We start from the raw sequence: 15129 nt of genomic DNA, 5'->3' as shown, positions 1-15129 counted from the left end.
GCTATTGACTTCACTTTGCCGTTCGGGTTGACTGGGCTCGCAACAAGGTAGTGAACATAATAATTAACAGCTAATAGGTGCATCATGTCGGTCCCTCTGCGTACCGTTCAACTCAACGAAGCAAACGCATTCCTTAAGAAATATCCTGAGGTTTTGTACGTCGACCTTCTGATTGCGGATATGAACGGTGTGGTGCGCGGCAAGCGCATCGAACGCACCAGTCTTCATAAGGTTTACGAAAAAGGCATCAACCTCCCGGCGTCACTGTTTGCTCTGGACATCAACGGTTCTACGGTGGAAAGCACCGGCCTGGGTCTGGACATCGGTGACTCAGACCGAATCTGCTTCCCCATCCCCGATACCCTCAGCATCGAGCCCTGGCAGAAGCGCCCGACCGCGCAACTGTTAATGACCATGCACGAACTCGAAGGCCAGCCGTTCTTCGCTGACCCTCGCGAAGTGCTGCGTCAGGTCGTGAGCAAGTTCGATGCAATGGGCCTGACCATCTGCGCCGCGTTCGAACTCGAGTTCTACCTGATCGACCAGGACAACGTGAACGGTCGTCCGCAATCGCCACGCTCGCCGGTCTCCGGCAAACGTCCGATGTCGACTCAGGTGTACTTGATCGACGACCTGGACGAATACGTCGATTGCCTGCAAGACATCCTCGAAGGCGCGAAAGAGCAGGGCATTCCTGCTGACGCCATCGTCAAGGAAAGCGCCCCGGCGCAATTCGAAGTGAACCTGCATCACGTCAATGACCCGATCAAGGCCTGCGACTACGCGGTGTTGCTCAAGCGTCTGGTGAAGAACATCGCCTACGACCACGAGATGGACACCACGTTTATGGCCAAGCCGTATCCGGGCCAGGCGGGCAATGGTTTGCACGTACACATTTCGATTCTCGATAACGAAGGCAACAACATCTTTGCCAGCGAGGATCCCGAGCAGAACGCCGCACTGCGTCACGCGATCGGCGGTGTGCTCGAGACCCTGCCGGCGCAGATGGCTTTCCTCTGCCCGAACGTCAACTCGTACCGTCGTTTCGGCGCGCAGTTCTACGTGCCGAACTCGCCGAGCTGGGGCATCGACAACCGTACCGTTGCGGTACGTGTGCCGACCGGTTCGCCGGACTCCGTGCGCATCGAGCACCGCGTAGCGGGCGCCGATGCCAACCCGTACCTGCTGATGGCGTCGGTACTGGCCGGTATTCACCACGGCCTGACCAACGAAATCGAGCCGGGCGCCCCGGTTGAAGGCAACAGCTACGAGCAGAACGAGCAGAGCCTGCCGAACAACCTGCGTGATGCACTGCGCGAGCTGGACGACAGCGAAGTCATGGCCAAATACATCGACCCGATGTACATCGACGTGTTCGTGGCGTGCAAGGAAAGCGAGCTGGCCGAGTTCGAAAACTCCATCTCGGACCTTGAGTACAACTGGTATCTGCATACGGTTTGAGTCTGCGAAGGCCCTCACCCTAACCCTCTCCCAAGGGGAGAGGGGACTGACCGGGGGATGCTCGGGAGCTCCTGCGACCTGATGCTTTTGTATCGAATCCATAATCGACTGGATCGATCAGGTCGCTGAATTTCCTTAGACAACTCGGTCAGTCCCCTCTCCCTCCGGGAGAGGGCTAGGGTGAGGGCTGGATCCCAAGCCGAACACATCAGCCAGACAACCACCCAATTTCCCCGCGTCGAGTCACAACCATGACAAACACTCGCAGCGACTGGGAGCAACGCTTCCAGTCCCTAACACTTGAAGGCCGCGCATTCATCGACGGCCAATACTGCCCGGCACTCAGCGGCGACACCTTTGAATGCATGAGCCCGGTCGATGGCCGCTTCCTGGCCAACGTCGCCAGCACCGACGAAGCCGACGCCAATGCGGCAGTCGCCGTCGCGCGCCGCACCTTCGAATCCGGCATCTGGGCCAATCTCGCCCCGGCCGAGCGCAAGCGCATCCTGATCCGCTTCGCCGATCTCATCCTGGCCAACCAGGAAGAACTCGCCCTGCTCGAAACCCTCGACATGGGCAAGCCGATCAATGACTCGATGAACATCGACATCCCGGCGACCGCCAACGCGATCCGCTGGAGCGCCGAAGCCATCGACAAGATCTACGACGAAGTCGCCGCCACGCCGCACGATCAACTCGGCCTCATTACCCGCGAACCTGCGGGCGTGGTCGCCGCCATCGTGCCGTGGAACTTCCCGCTGATCATGGCCAGCTGGAAGTTCGCCCCAGCCCTCGCGGCCGGCAACTCGTTCATCCTCAAACCTTCGGAAAAGTCGCCACTGACCGCCATCCGCATCGCCCAACTGGCGCTGGAAGCGGGCATCCCGAAAGGCGTGTTCAACGTCCTGCCGGGCTACGGTCACACCGTCGGCAAGGCGCTGGCGTTGCACATGGACGTCGACGTGCTGGCCTTCACCGGCTCGACCGCGATTGCCAAGCAACTGCTGATCTATTCCGGCCAAAGCAACATGAAACGCGTCTGGCTCGAAGCTGGGGGGAAGAGCCCGAACGTGGTGTTCGCCGACGCGCCGGATCTGCGCGCGGCAGCACAAGCGGCGGCCGGTGCGATTGCCTTCAACCAGGGCGAAGTCTGCACCGCGGGTTCGCGCTTGCTGGTGGAGCGTTCGATCCGCGAGCAGTTCATTCCGCTGCTGGTGGAAGCGCTGCAAGCCTGGAAACCGGGGCACGCCCTCGATCCAGAAACCACCGTCGGCGCGGTCGTCGATCAGCGTCAACTGGACAATGTGCTGCGTTACATCCAGGTCGGCAAAGACCAGGGCGCGCAACTGATCGCCGGCGGCAGCCGCACCCTCGAAGCCACCGGTGGCCTGTACGTGGAACCGGCGATCTTCGACGGCGTGACCAACGCCATGACCATCGCCCGCGAAGAAATCTTCGGCCCGGTGCTGTCGCTGATCACCTTCGACACCGAGGAAGAAGCGCTGGCCATCGCCAACGACAGCATCTTCGGCCTGGCCGCCGGTGTCTGGACCAGCAACCTGAGCAAGGCCCACACCTTCGCTCGCGGTTTGCGCGCCGGCAGCGTCTGGGTCAACCAGTACGACGGCGGCGACATGACCGCGCCGTTCGGCGGGTACAAGCAGTCGGGTAATGGTCGGGACAAATCGCTGCACGCGTTCGACAAATACACCGAACTCAAAGCGACCTGGATCAAGCTCTAACACCTATAAAAAAAGCGACGGTCGCCGGCACATGCCAGCGGCCATCGGAGAAACCTATGAAACAAACAACACATGTAAACAGCTACTACGCCGCCACCCGCAACTTCACCGGCGACTTCCCGGTGCTTGAAGAACTGGTGGAATGCGACGTCTGCGTGATCGGCGCCGGCTACACCGGTTTGTCCTCGGCCCTGTTCCTCGCCGAAGCGGGCTACAGCGTGACCGTGCTCGAAGCCGCTAAAGTCGGTTTCGGCGCCAGCGGTCGCAACGGCGGCCAACTGGTCAACTCCTACAGTCGCGACGTCGATGTCATCGAAGAACGCTACGGCGACAAAACCGCCGAAGTCCTCGGTAGCATGATCTTCGAAGGCGCCGACATCATCCGTCAGCGCATCCAGCACTACGACATCCAGTGCGACTACCGCCCGGGCGGCATCTTCGCCGCGCTGAACAAAAAGCAACTCAAAGGCCTGGCCGAGCAGAAAAGCAGCTGGGAACGCTACGGCAACAAAAACCTGAAAATGCTCGACGCGGCAGACATCAAGCGCGAAGTGGGTTGCGACAACTACGTCGGCGGCCTGCTCGACATGCAGGGCGGCCACATCCACCCGCTGAACCTGGCCCTCGGCGAAGCCTCGGCCATCATCGGCCTGGGCGGCAAAATCTACGAACAATCGGCCGCAGTGGAAATCACCTACGGCGAACCGATCACCGTGCGCACCGCCAAAGGCGTGGTCCGCGCCAAGTACCTGCTGATCGCCGGCAACGCCTACCTGCCACAAGACCTCGACAACCGCGTCACGCGCAAAAGCATGCCGTGCGGCTCGCAAATCGTCGTCACCGAACCGTTGTCCGAAAAGGTTGCCCGCAGCCTGATCAAAAACAACTACTGCGTCGAAGACTGCAACTACCTGCTCGACTACTACCGCCTCACCGCCGACAACCGCTTGCTGTACGGCGGCGGCGTGGTCTACGGCGCCCGCGAACCGGACGACATCGAGCAACTGATCAAGCCGAAAATCCTCAAGACCTTCCCGCAACTGAAGGACGTGAAGATCGACTACCGCTGGACCGGCAACTTCCTGCTGACCATGTCCCGCATGCCGCAATTCGGCCGCATCGAGAAAAACGCCTACTACATGCAAGGCTACAGCGGCCACGGCGTCACCTGCTCGCACCTGGCCGGCAAACTGATCTCGGAAATGATCCGCGGCGACGCCGAACGCTTCGATGCCTTCGCCTCGCTCCCGCACATGCCCATGATCGGCGGCCGCACCTTCCAGGCCCCACTCACCGCCATGGGCGCCGCGTACTACGCACTGCGCGACCGTTTCGGCATCTAACCCCAATGCAGATACTGTGGAAACACCACTGATCAACCGTGGGAGCGGGCTTGCTCGCGAAAGGGCCCTGTCAGCCGCCATTGAAGTGGCTGACACACCGTTTTCGCCAGCAAGCTCACTCCCACAGCAGATTGATGATGGGCACAAACCTGTGATCGCCCACGCCAAAACTGTGGGAGCGAGCCTGCTCGCGATGAGGCCATACCAGCCCCCATCAAGGCGCCTGCCACACCACTACCCTGTAGGAGCCGAGCTTGCTCGCGATGACGGCGGCACAGTCAACATTGATATCGACTGACACACCGCCATCGCGAGCAAGTCGAATCGTCGTACCGCCGCTCCCACAGAGATCCATGACAGACACAAAATCCGAGACCAACCAGAAGAACCAAACTGTGGGAGTGAGCCTGCTCGCGATGAGGCCATACCAGCCACCATCGAAGGCGCCTGCCACACCACTACCCTGTAGGAGCCGAGCTTGCTCGCGATGACGGCGGCACAGTCAACATTGATATCGACTGACACACCGCCATCGCGAGCAAGTCGAATCGTCGCACCGCCGCTCCCACAGAGATCCATGGCAGACACAAAATCTGTGACCAACCAGAACCAAACTGTGGGAGCGAGCCTGCTCGCGAAGAGGCCATACCAGTCACCATCAATCCCAACTGACACACAGCAATCACATCCACAGTCTGTACAGCCAAACCACCCAACCTCAGGACAAAACAACCTTTTTACCCAACCATTTATCGAACCTGCTGAGCAACACCACCAAACGTGATTTAATACCCGCCTTTCAAATTTCCGGGACAGGGAAGCGGTGTTTTCGCGGCCAAAAGTCGCCCGCCATCCACCCCCATAACCCTTAAGTATTCCTCGCATAAGGCTGTCATGGACACGGGCTCACGACTCAAATTAGTACGCGAAAGCTACAAACTCTCCCAGCGCGAGCTGGCCCGGCGTAGCGGCGTCACCAATGCCACCATCTCCCTGATCGAACAAAATCGCGTCAGTCCCTCCGTCAGCTCCCTCAAAAAACTGCTCGAAGGCATACCTATGTCTTTGGCGGACTTCTTTACCTTTGATCAGCCGCCGCGTGAGCATCAATACGTGTTCCGCGCTAATGAACAGCCGGACCTCGGCCGTCATGGGCTGCGGTTGTTGTTGATTGGCGCTTCGGTGCCGAGTCGGCAGATGCGGCTGTTGCGCGAGCAGTACGCGCCAGGGGCGAGCTCGGGGGAAGAGCCGATTGTGCATTCGGAAGGGGAGGAGTGTGGGCTGGTTACGCGGGGGACGGTTGAGTTGACGGTTGATGGGCAGATTAGTGTGTTGAATGCTGGGGATGGGTATTACTTTCCGACGACGTTGCCGCATCGGTTTCGGAATATTGGGGCGGATGAGGCGGAAATCATCAGTGCTAACACCCCAGCCAACTTCTAACCTCAAAACGGACGCAATCCTGTAGCAGCTGCCGAAGGCTGCGTCCGCGACCAACACCAATTCCCAATGGAAACCGCGGCACAGGGTTTTTCAAAGTAAATGGACTTCATTTCATAACTGCAACACGCATCCGGCTCCTCGAACGGCTGCCAAGGGTCGAGTACTGTGCCTGGCATGACGGGTAGTAATCGGGCAAGAGCCGTCAGTGGACACCATGCTGGCAAAACGATAGCCTGTAGCTAGAAATGCTCGAAAAGGATCGAGTCGCCTATGTCGCGCTTGGATGCGACATAGCATGTCACCCAATTTTAGTTAGGGTGCGTCAATACAGTACATGGATGAAACATGATCGATCTCGGAGCAACAGATTTTTATATTGACGTACCGAGCTTGCCACGGCATGAGTTCGAGAAATATTCGACTAAGTTGTTTGATGAGTGGGAGGCATATGTCGAGCAAGTATTAAAAATCCCAGATTATGCACTTGCGCTTGAGGTTGAAGAGGGCTCAATAAAAGGTGGAGCTAAAATTGCAGCAACTCTTTACGCTCTTTATATGGGCGTAGGCCAATATGGCTCGTTCATATCGGGAGTTCAAACAATACAAGGCCAAATAAGCTCAATAGGCGATTTTCTGGCTACTCACGCGACTACGCCTTTCTCTTCTAATGAAGTCAAACCAAAAATCAAAAAACATAGTGGTTCTTTAGGTGCGCTGCAACACCTTTTTTTTAAAGTTCAGCAAGGAAAAATTACGGCTGAACAAGCAATGCTTGAGGCTGAAGTCATGTTCGGCGACGAAGCGAAATCCGAGCCAGACTTCATGAGTGAAATGAAAAGTTCATTTGAAAACACTCCTCTACTAGCAAAGCAATTAACGTTACCTCTAAATACTTTTGAGCAAGACGTTTTTCTACAGGTCGGAAATAAAAAGCGCCAACCGCGCTCACCGCGCTCACCGCGCCCTAAGCCAGAACCACTTATTGGTCAACAATTTCGTGTAGAGGTCTGGCGCGAGTCAAAAAAAGAAAAAAGAAAGGTGCGTGTAATACAATTGTGAAACATCAAGCCCCCTAGCAACTGGTCAAAATCAATAAAAAGGTGAGTCTATTTAATAAATAGATCTGTCGCTTTTTTTAGTCTTAGGCTAAGTTTTAGTTGGGTGGCCTGTAGCGATAATTAAAACTAATGTTGGGTGAGATTATGGCAATTTGGGGATGCAACTTAGCCGAGGTTAGAGCGTTTGTTGAGCAATCTAATATATTAAAGACAAGGATTTCTGAAGATGAGGCTTTTCGAAAAGAAGTGCTTGAACATGGTAGGATATATAATGAAATAAAAAAATATTTTTGTAGTTTTACATCTTTTCTTCGGTATGGCTCCGAGATTAGCGGGGGGAGTTTCTACCGGGTCCGGAAAGCGAAGGACGGAAGGCCTTACGGTTCAAGAAAAGAGTTGGTTTACCCTGACCCAAGCCTTGAACATAAAGATAGGATGAATAATACATCTTTTCGCGTTTTGTATACTTCTTTTCATGAGTTTACTGCAATGGCGGAAACCCGTATAGGAGAAGAATTTATAGGGCAGAAGTTTCAGTTGACCAGGTTTACTGCCAATAGGCCATTGAAAGTGTACAGGCTTGGTTTTTTTAGCGAGCTCTACTCAAATAGCCCCAGAGATTCTGATTATGTTAAGGGGAAAATGAGAGAGTTGTTTGGTGCTGATGGATTTGACCGAACTATTAAAGGCTACTCGGCATTAGAGTGTGCCATGTCTGATATTTTGTATGATCAAGACGATGGTTACCATATTTTATCGTCAATATTGGCTGATGCTATTTTTTCCACAAATGAAGATATCGATGCTATAGCGTACCCCTCAATGCAGAATAGGTACGGGGTGAATTTCGCATTCAAGAAGGAAAGTGCGGACCTTCTTCAGGTGTCTTACTCGTGCTTGAATAAACTTACTGGGGTCCATAATAATGGATTCTTCGAGTATTTGACTGAGATGGAGTGTTTTGAATTCAATAATTCGGATAGTTTTTCGTTTGAATCGACTGAAGGCAGAGTTGTTTGTCGCTGAGGGAAAGGGGCAGCGCCCAGATCTATCCGCCCGTAATGCCCAGAAGTAACTAGATAAAAAGGAAGTGAGATGAGTATTCAGGATTGTCACGGGGTCAAAAAAAACAAGATTGTGCGCGAATATGTTATTCGGCCTATTGAACATATTCAGTTGTTGCCCGGGCAGACTATTTATAGTTGCTGTCGAAAAGAATTGACGGATGTGTACTATCAGTTTTCTGCGGAGCACCGTATAACAAAGGTGTTGAGTAATTTTTTTGTGGGGGATAATTGCGCAAAGCAGTTTCTGAAACTGACCGGGCATAATGCCTTACCGCTCTTCAATCCGTTGATTAGTACTTCTGTTGTCTCAGGCGCAAATTCGGGAGTAGGGGCGAGCGCGGGAACTACAGTCTCAGTAAGCCCACTTAATCAAGAGGTGGCCACAGCAATTCGTTTGTACTTGGCTCTGACTTTGCAACCGGCAATGCCTGGGCGACTGTTTGATAATGTCCTGAACAATATTAAGTCTACGCCAAATCAATCGGTTCCTACTCAAATTGTAATAAATGTAAATAAGGCGATTGGGGTAAAATCGCTTCAGCAGCGTATGAACGCTTATCCAGTGGGAACATTTCGTAAGTTTCTATTTCCTAATATGATCGCAATTTTAATGCAGGCGAATGAGTCAATAAATTTGTAGGTTTAAGGTGGGAAATGCTCAACCTATTTGAACCAATAGGTTGATCACCCTCTTGTATGCTCAATTGACGATCGTAATGTTGCACTTTGAACACAAGATTTTAGTGTCACCTTGCAGGTTTTTATTGTGGCCTATTAAAAATCCATCAGTCACAGACTCAAGTGTCGAATCCAGACCGTCGCCGTGCACAGGGTTTTCATTTTCAGACCACCCGGCACGGCCAACCAACTTGCAATTAGGACATTTCAATGATGTGCTGAAGTTTTCTCTTTTTGGCATATTGACTCCGTTGAACTAATGGATAAATACAGTTTATTAATCGTTCTTTTAGTTAGAGTGCAGTGAGGGACAGGTGTCTGAGGATAAAGTGAACTTGCCACGTCACCTTATTCTGATTTCAGTCTATCCATTATTTTCTGGCCGTCAGGCATGCCCGACATTGTGCGTAGGAATATAACGTTACGATTGAGGATCTTCTTAATTTCGTTAGCCGGAAGTGGTTTGCTGAGTACCTTGAAATCCGTGAGTTTTTGGTAGTGACGTTCATCTTTCTTACCATGATGATCAGCAGTTAGTGTTTCGCCAGTTCCTTTTCCGTACGCAATGATGCCGACACCATTTTCATACAGAAAAACAGTATCGTTTTTCTTAATTCTATTGATGTTGAATTTCCAAGGGGCATAAAACGCTGCTGCAAGGCCTTCGTCCACCATCCGCTCGTGATCATCCAGGCTATGACGTTTGTTCGTGTTTAGAACATGGAAGGTCGCGTCATCTTGTTCGCTAACTTCATTGAGCTTTAACTCTTCCTCTGCCTGTTCCGCCCCAGCTTCAATTAGGTGTACCAGCATCTCTTGCTTGGAAATTGCGAGGTGCTCTGCCAACCCCTCGACAAACGAGTACAGCTCTTTAGGAAGTCGGACGGTTGATGCGACAGACTCCCGCTTGGCGGCCACTGATTCTTTTATAAGGGTACTCAATTTGCTCATGGGTATATCCTCTGTATTGACGTGGTGATGGTATTTTAGCGTCAAACAAAAATCAACAGTGATGCAAAAAAAAACCAAGCATGATGTGATTATAGCTTGGTGCGGTGTGGTTCAGACGAGCGGAGCAGACAATAAAAAACCCGCAACAATGCAGGTTTTTTAGGGCCGAATGTAGTCATTAGCCCTGAGGCGTATCAAACCCCCGCTGCTCAATCACCCGAAACACATCGCTCACATCCTGGACCATGATCCTGGCGATGTTGGTGACGGTGTTGATGTCGTTTTCGGCGTAGTCAGGGAGGCTGGTGCAGGCCATGAGATTGAGGTACTTGAGGACGGCGCTGAGGCGTTCGCTGACGCAGTTGTGGAGTTCGCGGAGTGGGGCGTCGCTGTCGATGAGCAGGACGGGGTAGTCGGTTGCGAATTGGGACATGGGGGTGAAGCGGCGAGGCGGGTTTTGGGTTGTCATGGTTTTAGTCCTAGAAAGATGAGTCACATCCGTCATAACCAATGCACAGACGGAAATCGGCTGTGTGGTGGATAACGGTATTCGGTGTCTTCTTTTTAGGGCTGCGAATCCCTGCCGCTAACTGCTGTGAGCGACGGGTCGAATATAGGCGTCCATTTTTGTGCTCACAACCGGGCTGTAGGACGGTTTGGCGTTTGTTGTGACAAGGCTGAATGCCACTGTTTTCGGGCTTGTCGCGGTGATTCGGGCCGTGTGGAGTGCCTTGGGAAATGAGGGGCAGGTTTTGGGGCCGCTTCGCGACCCAACGGGGATAAATCCCCTCGCCACAAAGGGTACATTCCTACGAAATTTTCGGACGTCAGGTTTATAGAATCGGGTGGTGCGATAGCGCCGTTCAAAAATCCTTACCGCACAGCATCCGACGTTATTGCCTGGCCTGCGGTGAATGCGGGTTGTGATCGGTGTGTTTCGGTCCCGCCAGTGCCCACGCTATCAGTCCGAACAGTGGCACAAACACGATTACCACTATCCACACCAGTTTGTTGCTGGATTTGCCTTCGGCTTTTCGCACTTTGTTGATTGCCCATAACTCGACCAGCAAAAGAGCTGCTGTCAGCACGATCCAGATTGCTTCGATTTGCATTAGCCACCTCCTGATAGTCATTCAGTTAGGTGGGCAGTGGTGGGCAGGGTTCATTTTATCGGTGTGCAAAGCTCCACCAGTGTCCCGTCCGGGCAGCGCACGTAGGAGACGGTTTGGCCCCAGGGTTTTAGGGCTGGGGCGGTTATTTCGGTGGCGCCTGCGTTCAGGGCTTTGGCGTGGGCGGAGGGGACGTCGTCGGTCACCAGGCCAACTTCGATGCCCAGCGGTTTGGCGGAAGAGTGAGCAGAAACGTGGCCGCTGCTGAAGTTCATGGCGGCGAGTTCGTCGGCGGCGAAGGCCAGGGCGGTTTCGCCGGTTTCGAGTTCGCCGTAGGTGCCTGATTCGTGGAGGAAGCGAGTGGTGAGGCCGAAGGCGGAGGAGAAGAATTGGAGGGAGGCTGGGACGTCAGGGACGTAGATGATCAGGTAGCCGAATTTCATGTGCGAACATTCCTTGTTGGGACATTGAGGGTGGGGAATGTAGCAGATCTGGGTCGGGTGATTTGTGAGGTTTTTATGGGCTGTGCAAATGGGTTTGCTCGCGAAAGGTGTGACAGTCAAGATTGATGTTGACTGTCAGGGCCTCATCGCGAGCAGGCTCACTCCTACAAGGGGGATTGGGTTTCAGTTAGAGACTGGTGGCCAGTTTCCCACTCGACAACCGACGCTTGTAAGCACTGTCCCGATTCGCCAACCAGAAATACAACGGCGAAGTCACCAACAACCCCACCAGCCACGACAAATCAGCCCCATTGATGTGCTCTGAAATCGGCCCGACATACAGCGGCGTATTCATAAACGGAATCTGCACCACAATCCCGATCGCATACGCCAACAACGCCTGCGGGTTGTACCGCCCATAGATCCCGCCATCAACCTTGAAGATCGAACCGATGTCGTACTGACCTTTGTGAATCGCGTAGAAGTCGATCAGGTTGATCGCGGTCCACGGCACCAGTACCACGAGCAGCACCAGCACCATGTCGACGAAGTGGCCGATGAAGTTGGCGGAGGCGCCGACGGCGGCGAAGCAGCAGGCCGCGAGGACGATGACCGAGAGGACGGCGCGGCTTTTGGCGGTGGGGATCCAGCGGTAGGCGAAGGTTTGGACCAGGGTGATCAGCGACAGCACGGCGCCGTAGAGGTTGAGGGCGTTGTGGCTGATGACGCTGAGCAGGAACAGCACGAGCATCAGTGGGCCGATGGAGCCGGTGGCGAGTTTGACGGCGTCCATGGTGTCCATGCCGACGGGTGTGGCGAGGACGGCGACGGCGCCGAAGATGAACGAGAGGCTGGAGCCGAGCACGGTGCCCAGGTAGGTGGTCCAGAACGTTGCGGCCACGGGCACGTTGGCGGGCAGGTAGCGCGAGTAGTCGGAGACGTAGGGGGCGAAGGCGATTTGCCAGAGTGCGGCGAGGGAGACGGTGGCGAGCCAGCCGGAGATGTTGAAGCTGCCGCGGGTGAGGAAGTCGGCGGTCTGCACGTGGGTGAAGATGTAGCCGAAGCCCAGCACGATGCCGGCGCCGAGTACCCAGGTGCCGATGCGGTTGAGTACGTGGATGAAGCGGTAGCCGATGATGCCGATGATGCCGGAACCAAGGGCGCCGATGACGATGCCGACCGGCACTGGCACGCTGTCGACCACGCCGTGCAGGGATTTTCCGGCGAGGACGATGTTGGAGGCAAAGAAGCCGATGTACATGATGCCGGCGATCAGCACCACCAGCAGTGCGCCGAGGGAGCCGAACTGGGCGCGGCTCTGGATCATTTGTGGAATGCCCATCTGGGGGCCTTGCGCCGAGTGCAGCGCCATCAGCACGCCGCCGACCAGGTGGCCGACGAGGATGGCGACGATGCCCCACACCAGGTTCAGGTGGAACATTTGCACGCCGAGGGCGCCGGTGACGATGGGCAACGGCGCGATGTTGCCGCCAAACCAGAGGGTGAACAGGTCGCGGGTTTTTCCGTGGCGATCTTCGGGCGGCACGTAGCCGATGGTGTGTTTTTCGATGAGCGGGGCGGAGGTTGTTGCTGCGGTAACCATGACGGACTCCAAGGCAATTTGAGTACGTGGACGTACTTCGGTGAGCGCTGCACGGGGGCGACGCTTTTCTTGTTGGAGTTGATGATGTGCGGTGGGGAGTGAGAGATAAATTAGTAAGTTTGTGGGTATAGACGCTAAAAAATGTATGTCGTGTGGGGAGGGTGTGATGGCTGGTTTTACGGCGTCCGCGCGGGCGCAGACGGGGTTGAATACCAGTCGTTGGATGGGCACAAAACCTGTGGGAGCGAGCCTGCTCGCGATAGCGGTCTGTCAGCCAAATAAATTTTGACTGTCAGACCGCTATCGCGAGCAGGCTCACTCCCACAGGGGAGGCGTGTGGGGGCGAATTAGCTGATTGATAGCAGCATTCGATGGAGCATGGCGTCGCAGGCGGTGAGTTGTTCGAGGCTGACGAATTCGTCGGGTTTGTGGCCTTGATCCATGCTGCCGGGGCCGCAGACGACGGTGGGAATGCCTGCGGCGTCGAACAGGCCGCCCTCGGTTCCGAAGGCTACGGTGCCGAGCTCTCGGGAGCCTGAGAACGCAGCGATCAACTCAGCCGCTTCGCTATGAGCATCGGTCGCCAAACCGGGATACGCCGACAACTCGCTAAATCGAATCTCGCTCTGTTCACTCACAGCACGCATGCGCGGCAAAACCTGTTGCTCGGCATAGGCCTTAAGCTCCTGCGCAACCTCGCTCGGATCATGCGAGGGCAGGGCGCGGATTTCGAAGTCGAAGCGGCAATCGGCGGGGACGATGTTCAAGGCCTTGCCGCCGGAAATCACGCCGGTTTGCACGGTGCTGAACGGCGGATCGAAACGCGTATCGTGATGCTCCGGCGCTTTGAGCCGGTTGCCGATCCGCCCCAGTTCACCGATCAGTTCAGCGGCGTATTCAATCGCATTGACCCCGAGCGGTGAGTACGCCGAATGGCACGCTTCACCGTGAATGTCGCAGCGTATCGCCAGTTTGCCTTTATGGCCCAGCACCGGTTTGAGCTCGGTCGGTTCGCCAATGATGCAGAGCATCGGTTTGACCGGGCGCATTTCCAATTCCGACAGCAACGAACGCACACCGAGGCAACCGACTTCCTCATCGTACGAAAGCGCGATGTGCACCGGCAGCCGCAGCGTGGCGTTCACCAGCGACGGGACCAGCGCGAGTACGCAGGCGATGTAGCCTTTCATGTCCGCCGTGCCGCGACCGTACAACTTGCCGTCGCGCTCGGTGAGTTCGAACGGCGCAACGGTCCACGGCTGGCCGTCGACGGGCACCACGTCGGTGTGCCCCGACAGCACGATGCCCGGCCGGTCCGCCGGGCCAATGGTCGCGAACAGGTTGGCCTTGTTGCGCTGCTCGTTGTAGACCAGCTCGCAAGGCACGTCGAATCGTTCGAGGTAGTCGCGGACAAACTCGATGAGGTGCAGGTTTGATTCGCGGCTCGTGGTGTCGAACGCCACCAAGGTTTTCAGCAAATCGAGGCTGTTGCTCATCGGTCGTCTCCGGCGACACCGTAGCCAGGGGATTTGTCGGGGGCCAGGGCGCGGTCGATGTAGTCCTGGACTTGGGGGCGATAGGCGTCCCAGAGTTTCTCCAATTGACCGATTGGATCGTGATCCGCCCAATCCACCCGCAGGTTTATGATCGGCCAAGTCAATTCGCCGACCACCACCACCGCCGCCGAATGCACCGGCCCGGCTTCGCCACCCGCGGCGATGGCCGCTTTCATGGCCGCGAGCAGGCGGTCGGTCAGTTGGCCTTCACCATGCTCGAATGCCTCGACCATGGCTTCGATCACTGATCGGTCCGCCAGCATGTTGCCGGCAGCGACGCATTGGTCGCCGGACACGGCGTTGTGGTTGCCCAGGGTTTGCGAACCGCTGAAGTGTGCGGTCTGGCCGAGGTGGTCAATCGCCGTGATCTGGCGATATTGGCTGTAGCCGTTGCGGGTCAGGACTTTGTCCAACGCCTCGGCCGGTGCAAGGCCCTGTTCCATGAGGGCGAGGACTTCCGGGCCGAGTGACGGCAAGGTGATGTTTTGTGTGGAGACGGCGCCGACGCCGGGCAGCAGCCAGGGGCAGCGGGCGCCGACGGCGATGCTGGAGGAACTGATCGCAATGCCGAACTGACCGGTTTCGGGGCAACGTGCTGCGATGGAGAAGGTCATGGTTTTGCTCCTTGGTTTGCCTTGGCGAAATGGGTGTCTGGGCGGGCGCCATCGCGAGCAG

14 protein-coding genes are annotated in these 15129 nt (G+C 55.6%); 7 read left to right on the top strand and 7 right to left on the bottom strand.

All coding sequences use genetic code 11. The annotated features are described in order from the left end of the window. Positions 1 to 84: 84 nt before the first annotated feature. The 7 genes from PMI27_RS20105 to PMI27_RS30035 all read left to right on the top strand — a co-directional run bounded on the left by PMI27_RS20105 (position 85) and on the right by PMI27_RS30035 (position 8754). Positions 85 to 1461, top strand: a complete 1377-nt coding sequence (locus PMI27_RS20105) for a glutamine synthetase family protein (RefSeq protein WP_008151835.1) — start codon at positions 85 to 87, stop codon at positions 1459 to 1461. 251 nt (positions 1462 to 1712) lie between these two features. Next, positions 1713 to 3203: an aldehyde dehydrogenase gene (locus PMI27_RS20110; RefSeq protein WP_008151837.1), complete on the top strand. Its 1491-nt coding sequence runs from the start codon at positions 1713 to 1715 to the stop codon at positions 3201 to 3203. A 56-nt stretch (positions 3204 to 3259) separates the two neighbouring features. Further along, on the top strand, positions 3260 to 4546 hold the full coding sequence (locus PMI27_RS20115) for an NAD(P)/FAD-dependent oxidoreductase (protein WP_008151838.1): 1287 nt from the start codon (positions 3260 to 3262) through the stop codon (positions 4544 to 4546). Between the two features lie 894 nt (positions 4547 to 5440). After that, positions 5441 to 5989, top strand: a complete 549-nt coding sequence (locus PMI27_RS20120; RefSeq protein WP_007895886.1) for a cupin domain-containing protein — start codon at positions 5441 to 5443, stop codon at positions 5987 to 5989. A 345-nt stretch (positions 5990 to 6334) separates the two neighbouring features. Further along, on the top strand, positions 6335 to 7048 hold the full coding sequence (locus PMI27_RS20125; protein WP_008151840.1) for a hypothetical protein: 714 nt from the start codon (positions 6335 to 6337) through the stop codon (positions 7046 to 7048). A gap of 143 nt (positions 7049 to 7191) precedes the next feature. Then, positions 7192 to 8073: an RES family NAD+ phosphorylase gene (locus PMI27_RS20130; protein ID WP_008151841.1), complete on the top strand. Its 882-nt coding sequence runs from the start codon at positions 7192 to 7194 to the stop codon at positions 8071 to 8073. 69 nt (positions 8074 to 8142) lie between these two features. Next, positions 8143 to 8754 carry a hypothetical protein gene (locus PMI27_RS30035; protein ID WP_008151844.1) on the top strand — a complete coding sequence of 204 codons (612 nt, stop codon included), beginning with the start codon at positions 8143 to 8145 and terminating at the stop codon, positions 8752 to 8754. A 386-nt stretch (positions 8755 to 9140) separates the two neighbouring features. Here PMI27_RS30035 and PMI27_RS20135 read toward each other — a convergent pair whose 3' ends face one another. From PMI27_RS20135 to PMI27_RS20165, 7 genes are all read right to left on the bottom strand, one after another. Next, positions 9141 to 9743: a hypothetical protein gene (locus PMI27_RS20135; RefSeq protein WP_008151849.1), complete on the bottom strand. Its 603-nt coding sequence runs from the start codon at positions 9741 to 9743 to the stop codon at positions 9141 to 9143. Between the two features lie 178 nt (positions 9744 to 9921). Next, positions 9922 to 10212 carry a hypothetical protein gene (locus tag PMI27_RS20140; protein WP_008151851.1) on the bottom strand — a complete coding sequence of 97 codons (291 nt, stop codon included), beginning with the start codon at positions 10210 to 10212 and terminating at the stop codon, positions 9922 to 9924. Positions 10213 to 10636: 424 nt separating this feature from the next. Continuing rightward, entirely contained in the window at positions 10637 to 10855 is a 219-nt protein-coding gene (locus PMI27_RS20145; protein WP_008151852.1) for a PLD nuclease N-terminal domain-containing protein, read from the bottom strand. A gap of 50 nt (positions 10856 to 10905) precedes the next feature. Then, complete coding sequence (locus tag PMI27_RS20150) at positions 10906 to 11295, bottom strand: VOC family protein (RefSeq protein WP_008151854.1); 390 nt, start codon at positions 11293 to 11295, stop codon at positions 10906 to 10908. 187 nt (positions 11296 to 11482) lie between these two features. After that, entirely contained in the window at positions 11483 to 12898 is a 1416-nt protein-coding gene (locus tag PMI27_RS20155; RefSeq protein ID WP_008151857.1) for a purine-cytosine permease family protein, read from the bottom strand. Positions 12899 to 13245: 347 nt separating this feature from the next. Then, positions 13246 to 14394 (bottom strand): acetylornithine deacetylase, encoded by a 1149-nt coding sequence (argE, locus tag PMI27_RS20160; RefSeq protein ID WP_008151860.1) that lies wholly within the window; start codon positions 14392 to 14394, stop codon positions 13246 to 13248. Beyond that, a complete protein-coding gene (locus tag PMI27_RS20165) occupies positions 14391 to 15068 on the bottom strand; it encodes a DUF1028 domain-containing protein (RefSeq protein WP_008151862.1) in 678 nt (225 codons plus the stop codon). Before PMI27_RS20165 ends, argE begins: the two co-directional genes overlap by 4 nt. Positions 15069 to 15129: the final 61 nt, after the last annotated feature.

The sequence above is a fragment of the Pseudomonas sp. GM41(2012) genome (assembly GCF_000282315.2).
Taxonomy (GTDB): domain Bacteria; phylum Pseudomonadota; class Gammaproteobacteria; order Pseudomonadales; family Pseudomonadaceae; genus Aquipseudomonas.
This window is presented reverse-complemented; position numbering and strand designations above follow the sequence as displayed.

Excerpts from the sequence above, each read along its gene's own strand:
- PMI27_RS20105 (WP_008151835.1), top strand. The coding sequence starts at position 85 with ATGTCGGTCCCTCTGCGTACCGTTCAACTCAACGAAGCAAACGCATTC.
- PMI27_RS20110 (WP_008151837.1), top strand. The coding sequence starts at position 1,713 with ATGACAAACACTCGCAGCGACTGGGAGCAACGCTTCCAGTCCCTAACA.
- PMI27_RS20115 (WP_008151838.1), top strand. The coding sequence starts at position 3,260 with ATGAAACAAACAACACATGTAAACAGCTACTACGCCGCCACCCGCAAC.
- PMI27_RS20120 (WP_007895886.1), top strand. The coding sequence starts at position 5,441 with ATGGACACGGGCTCACGACTCAAATTAGTACGCGAAAGCTACAAACTC.
- PMI27_RS20125 (WP_008151840.1), top strand. The coding sequence starts at position 6,335 with ATGATCGATCTCGGAGCAACAGATTTTTATATTGACGTACCGAGCTTG.
- PMI27_RS20130 (WP_008151841.1), top strand. The coding sequence starts at position 7,192 with ATGGCAATTTGGGGATGCAACTTAGCCGAGGTTAGAGCGTTTGTTGAG.
- PMI27_RS30035 (WP_008151844.1), top strand. The coding sequence starts at position 8,143 with ATGAGTATTCAGGATTGTCACGGGGTCAAAAAAAACAAGATTGTGCGC.
- PMI27_RS20135 (WP_008151849.1), bottom strand. The coding sequence starts at position 9,743 with ATGAGCAAATTGAGTACCCTTATAAAAGAATCAGTGGCCGCCAAGCGG.
- PMI27_RS20140 (WP_008151851.1), bottom strand. The coding sequence starts at position 10,212 with ATGACAACCCAAAACCCGCCTCGCCGCTTCACCCCCATGTCCCAATTC.
- PMI27_RS20145 (WP_008151852.1), bottom strand. The coding sequence starts at position 10,855 with ATGCAAATCGAAGCAATCTGGATCGTGCTGACAGCAGCTCTTTTGCTG.
- PMI27_RS20150 (WP_008151854.1), bottom strand. The coding sequence starts at position 11,295 with ATGAAATTCGGCTACCTGATCATCTACGTCCCTGACGTCCCAGCCTCC.
- PMI27_RS20155 (WP_008151857.1), bottom strand. The coding sequence starts at position 12,898 with ATGGTTACCGCAGCAACAACCTCCGCCCCGCTCATCGAAAAACACACC.
- argE (WP_008151860.1), bottom strand. The coding sequence starts at position 14,394 with ATGAGCAACAGCCTCGATTTGCTGAAAACCTTGGTGGCGTTCGACACC.
- PMI27_RS20165 (WP_008151862.1), bottom strand. The coding sequence starts at position 15,068 with ATGACCTTCTCCATCGCAGCACGTTGCCCCGAAACCGGTCAGTTCGGC.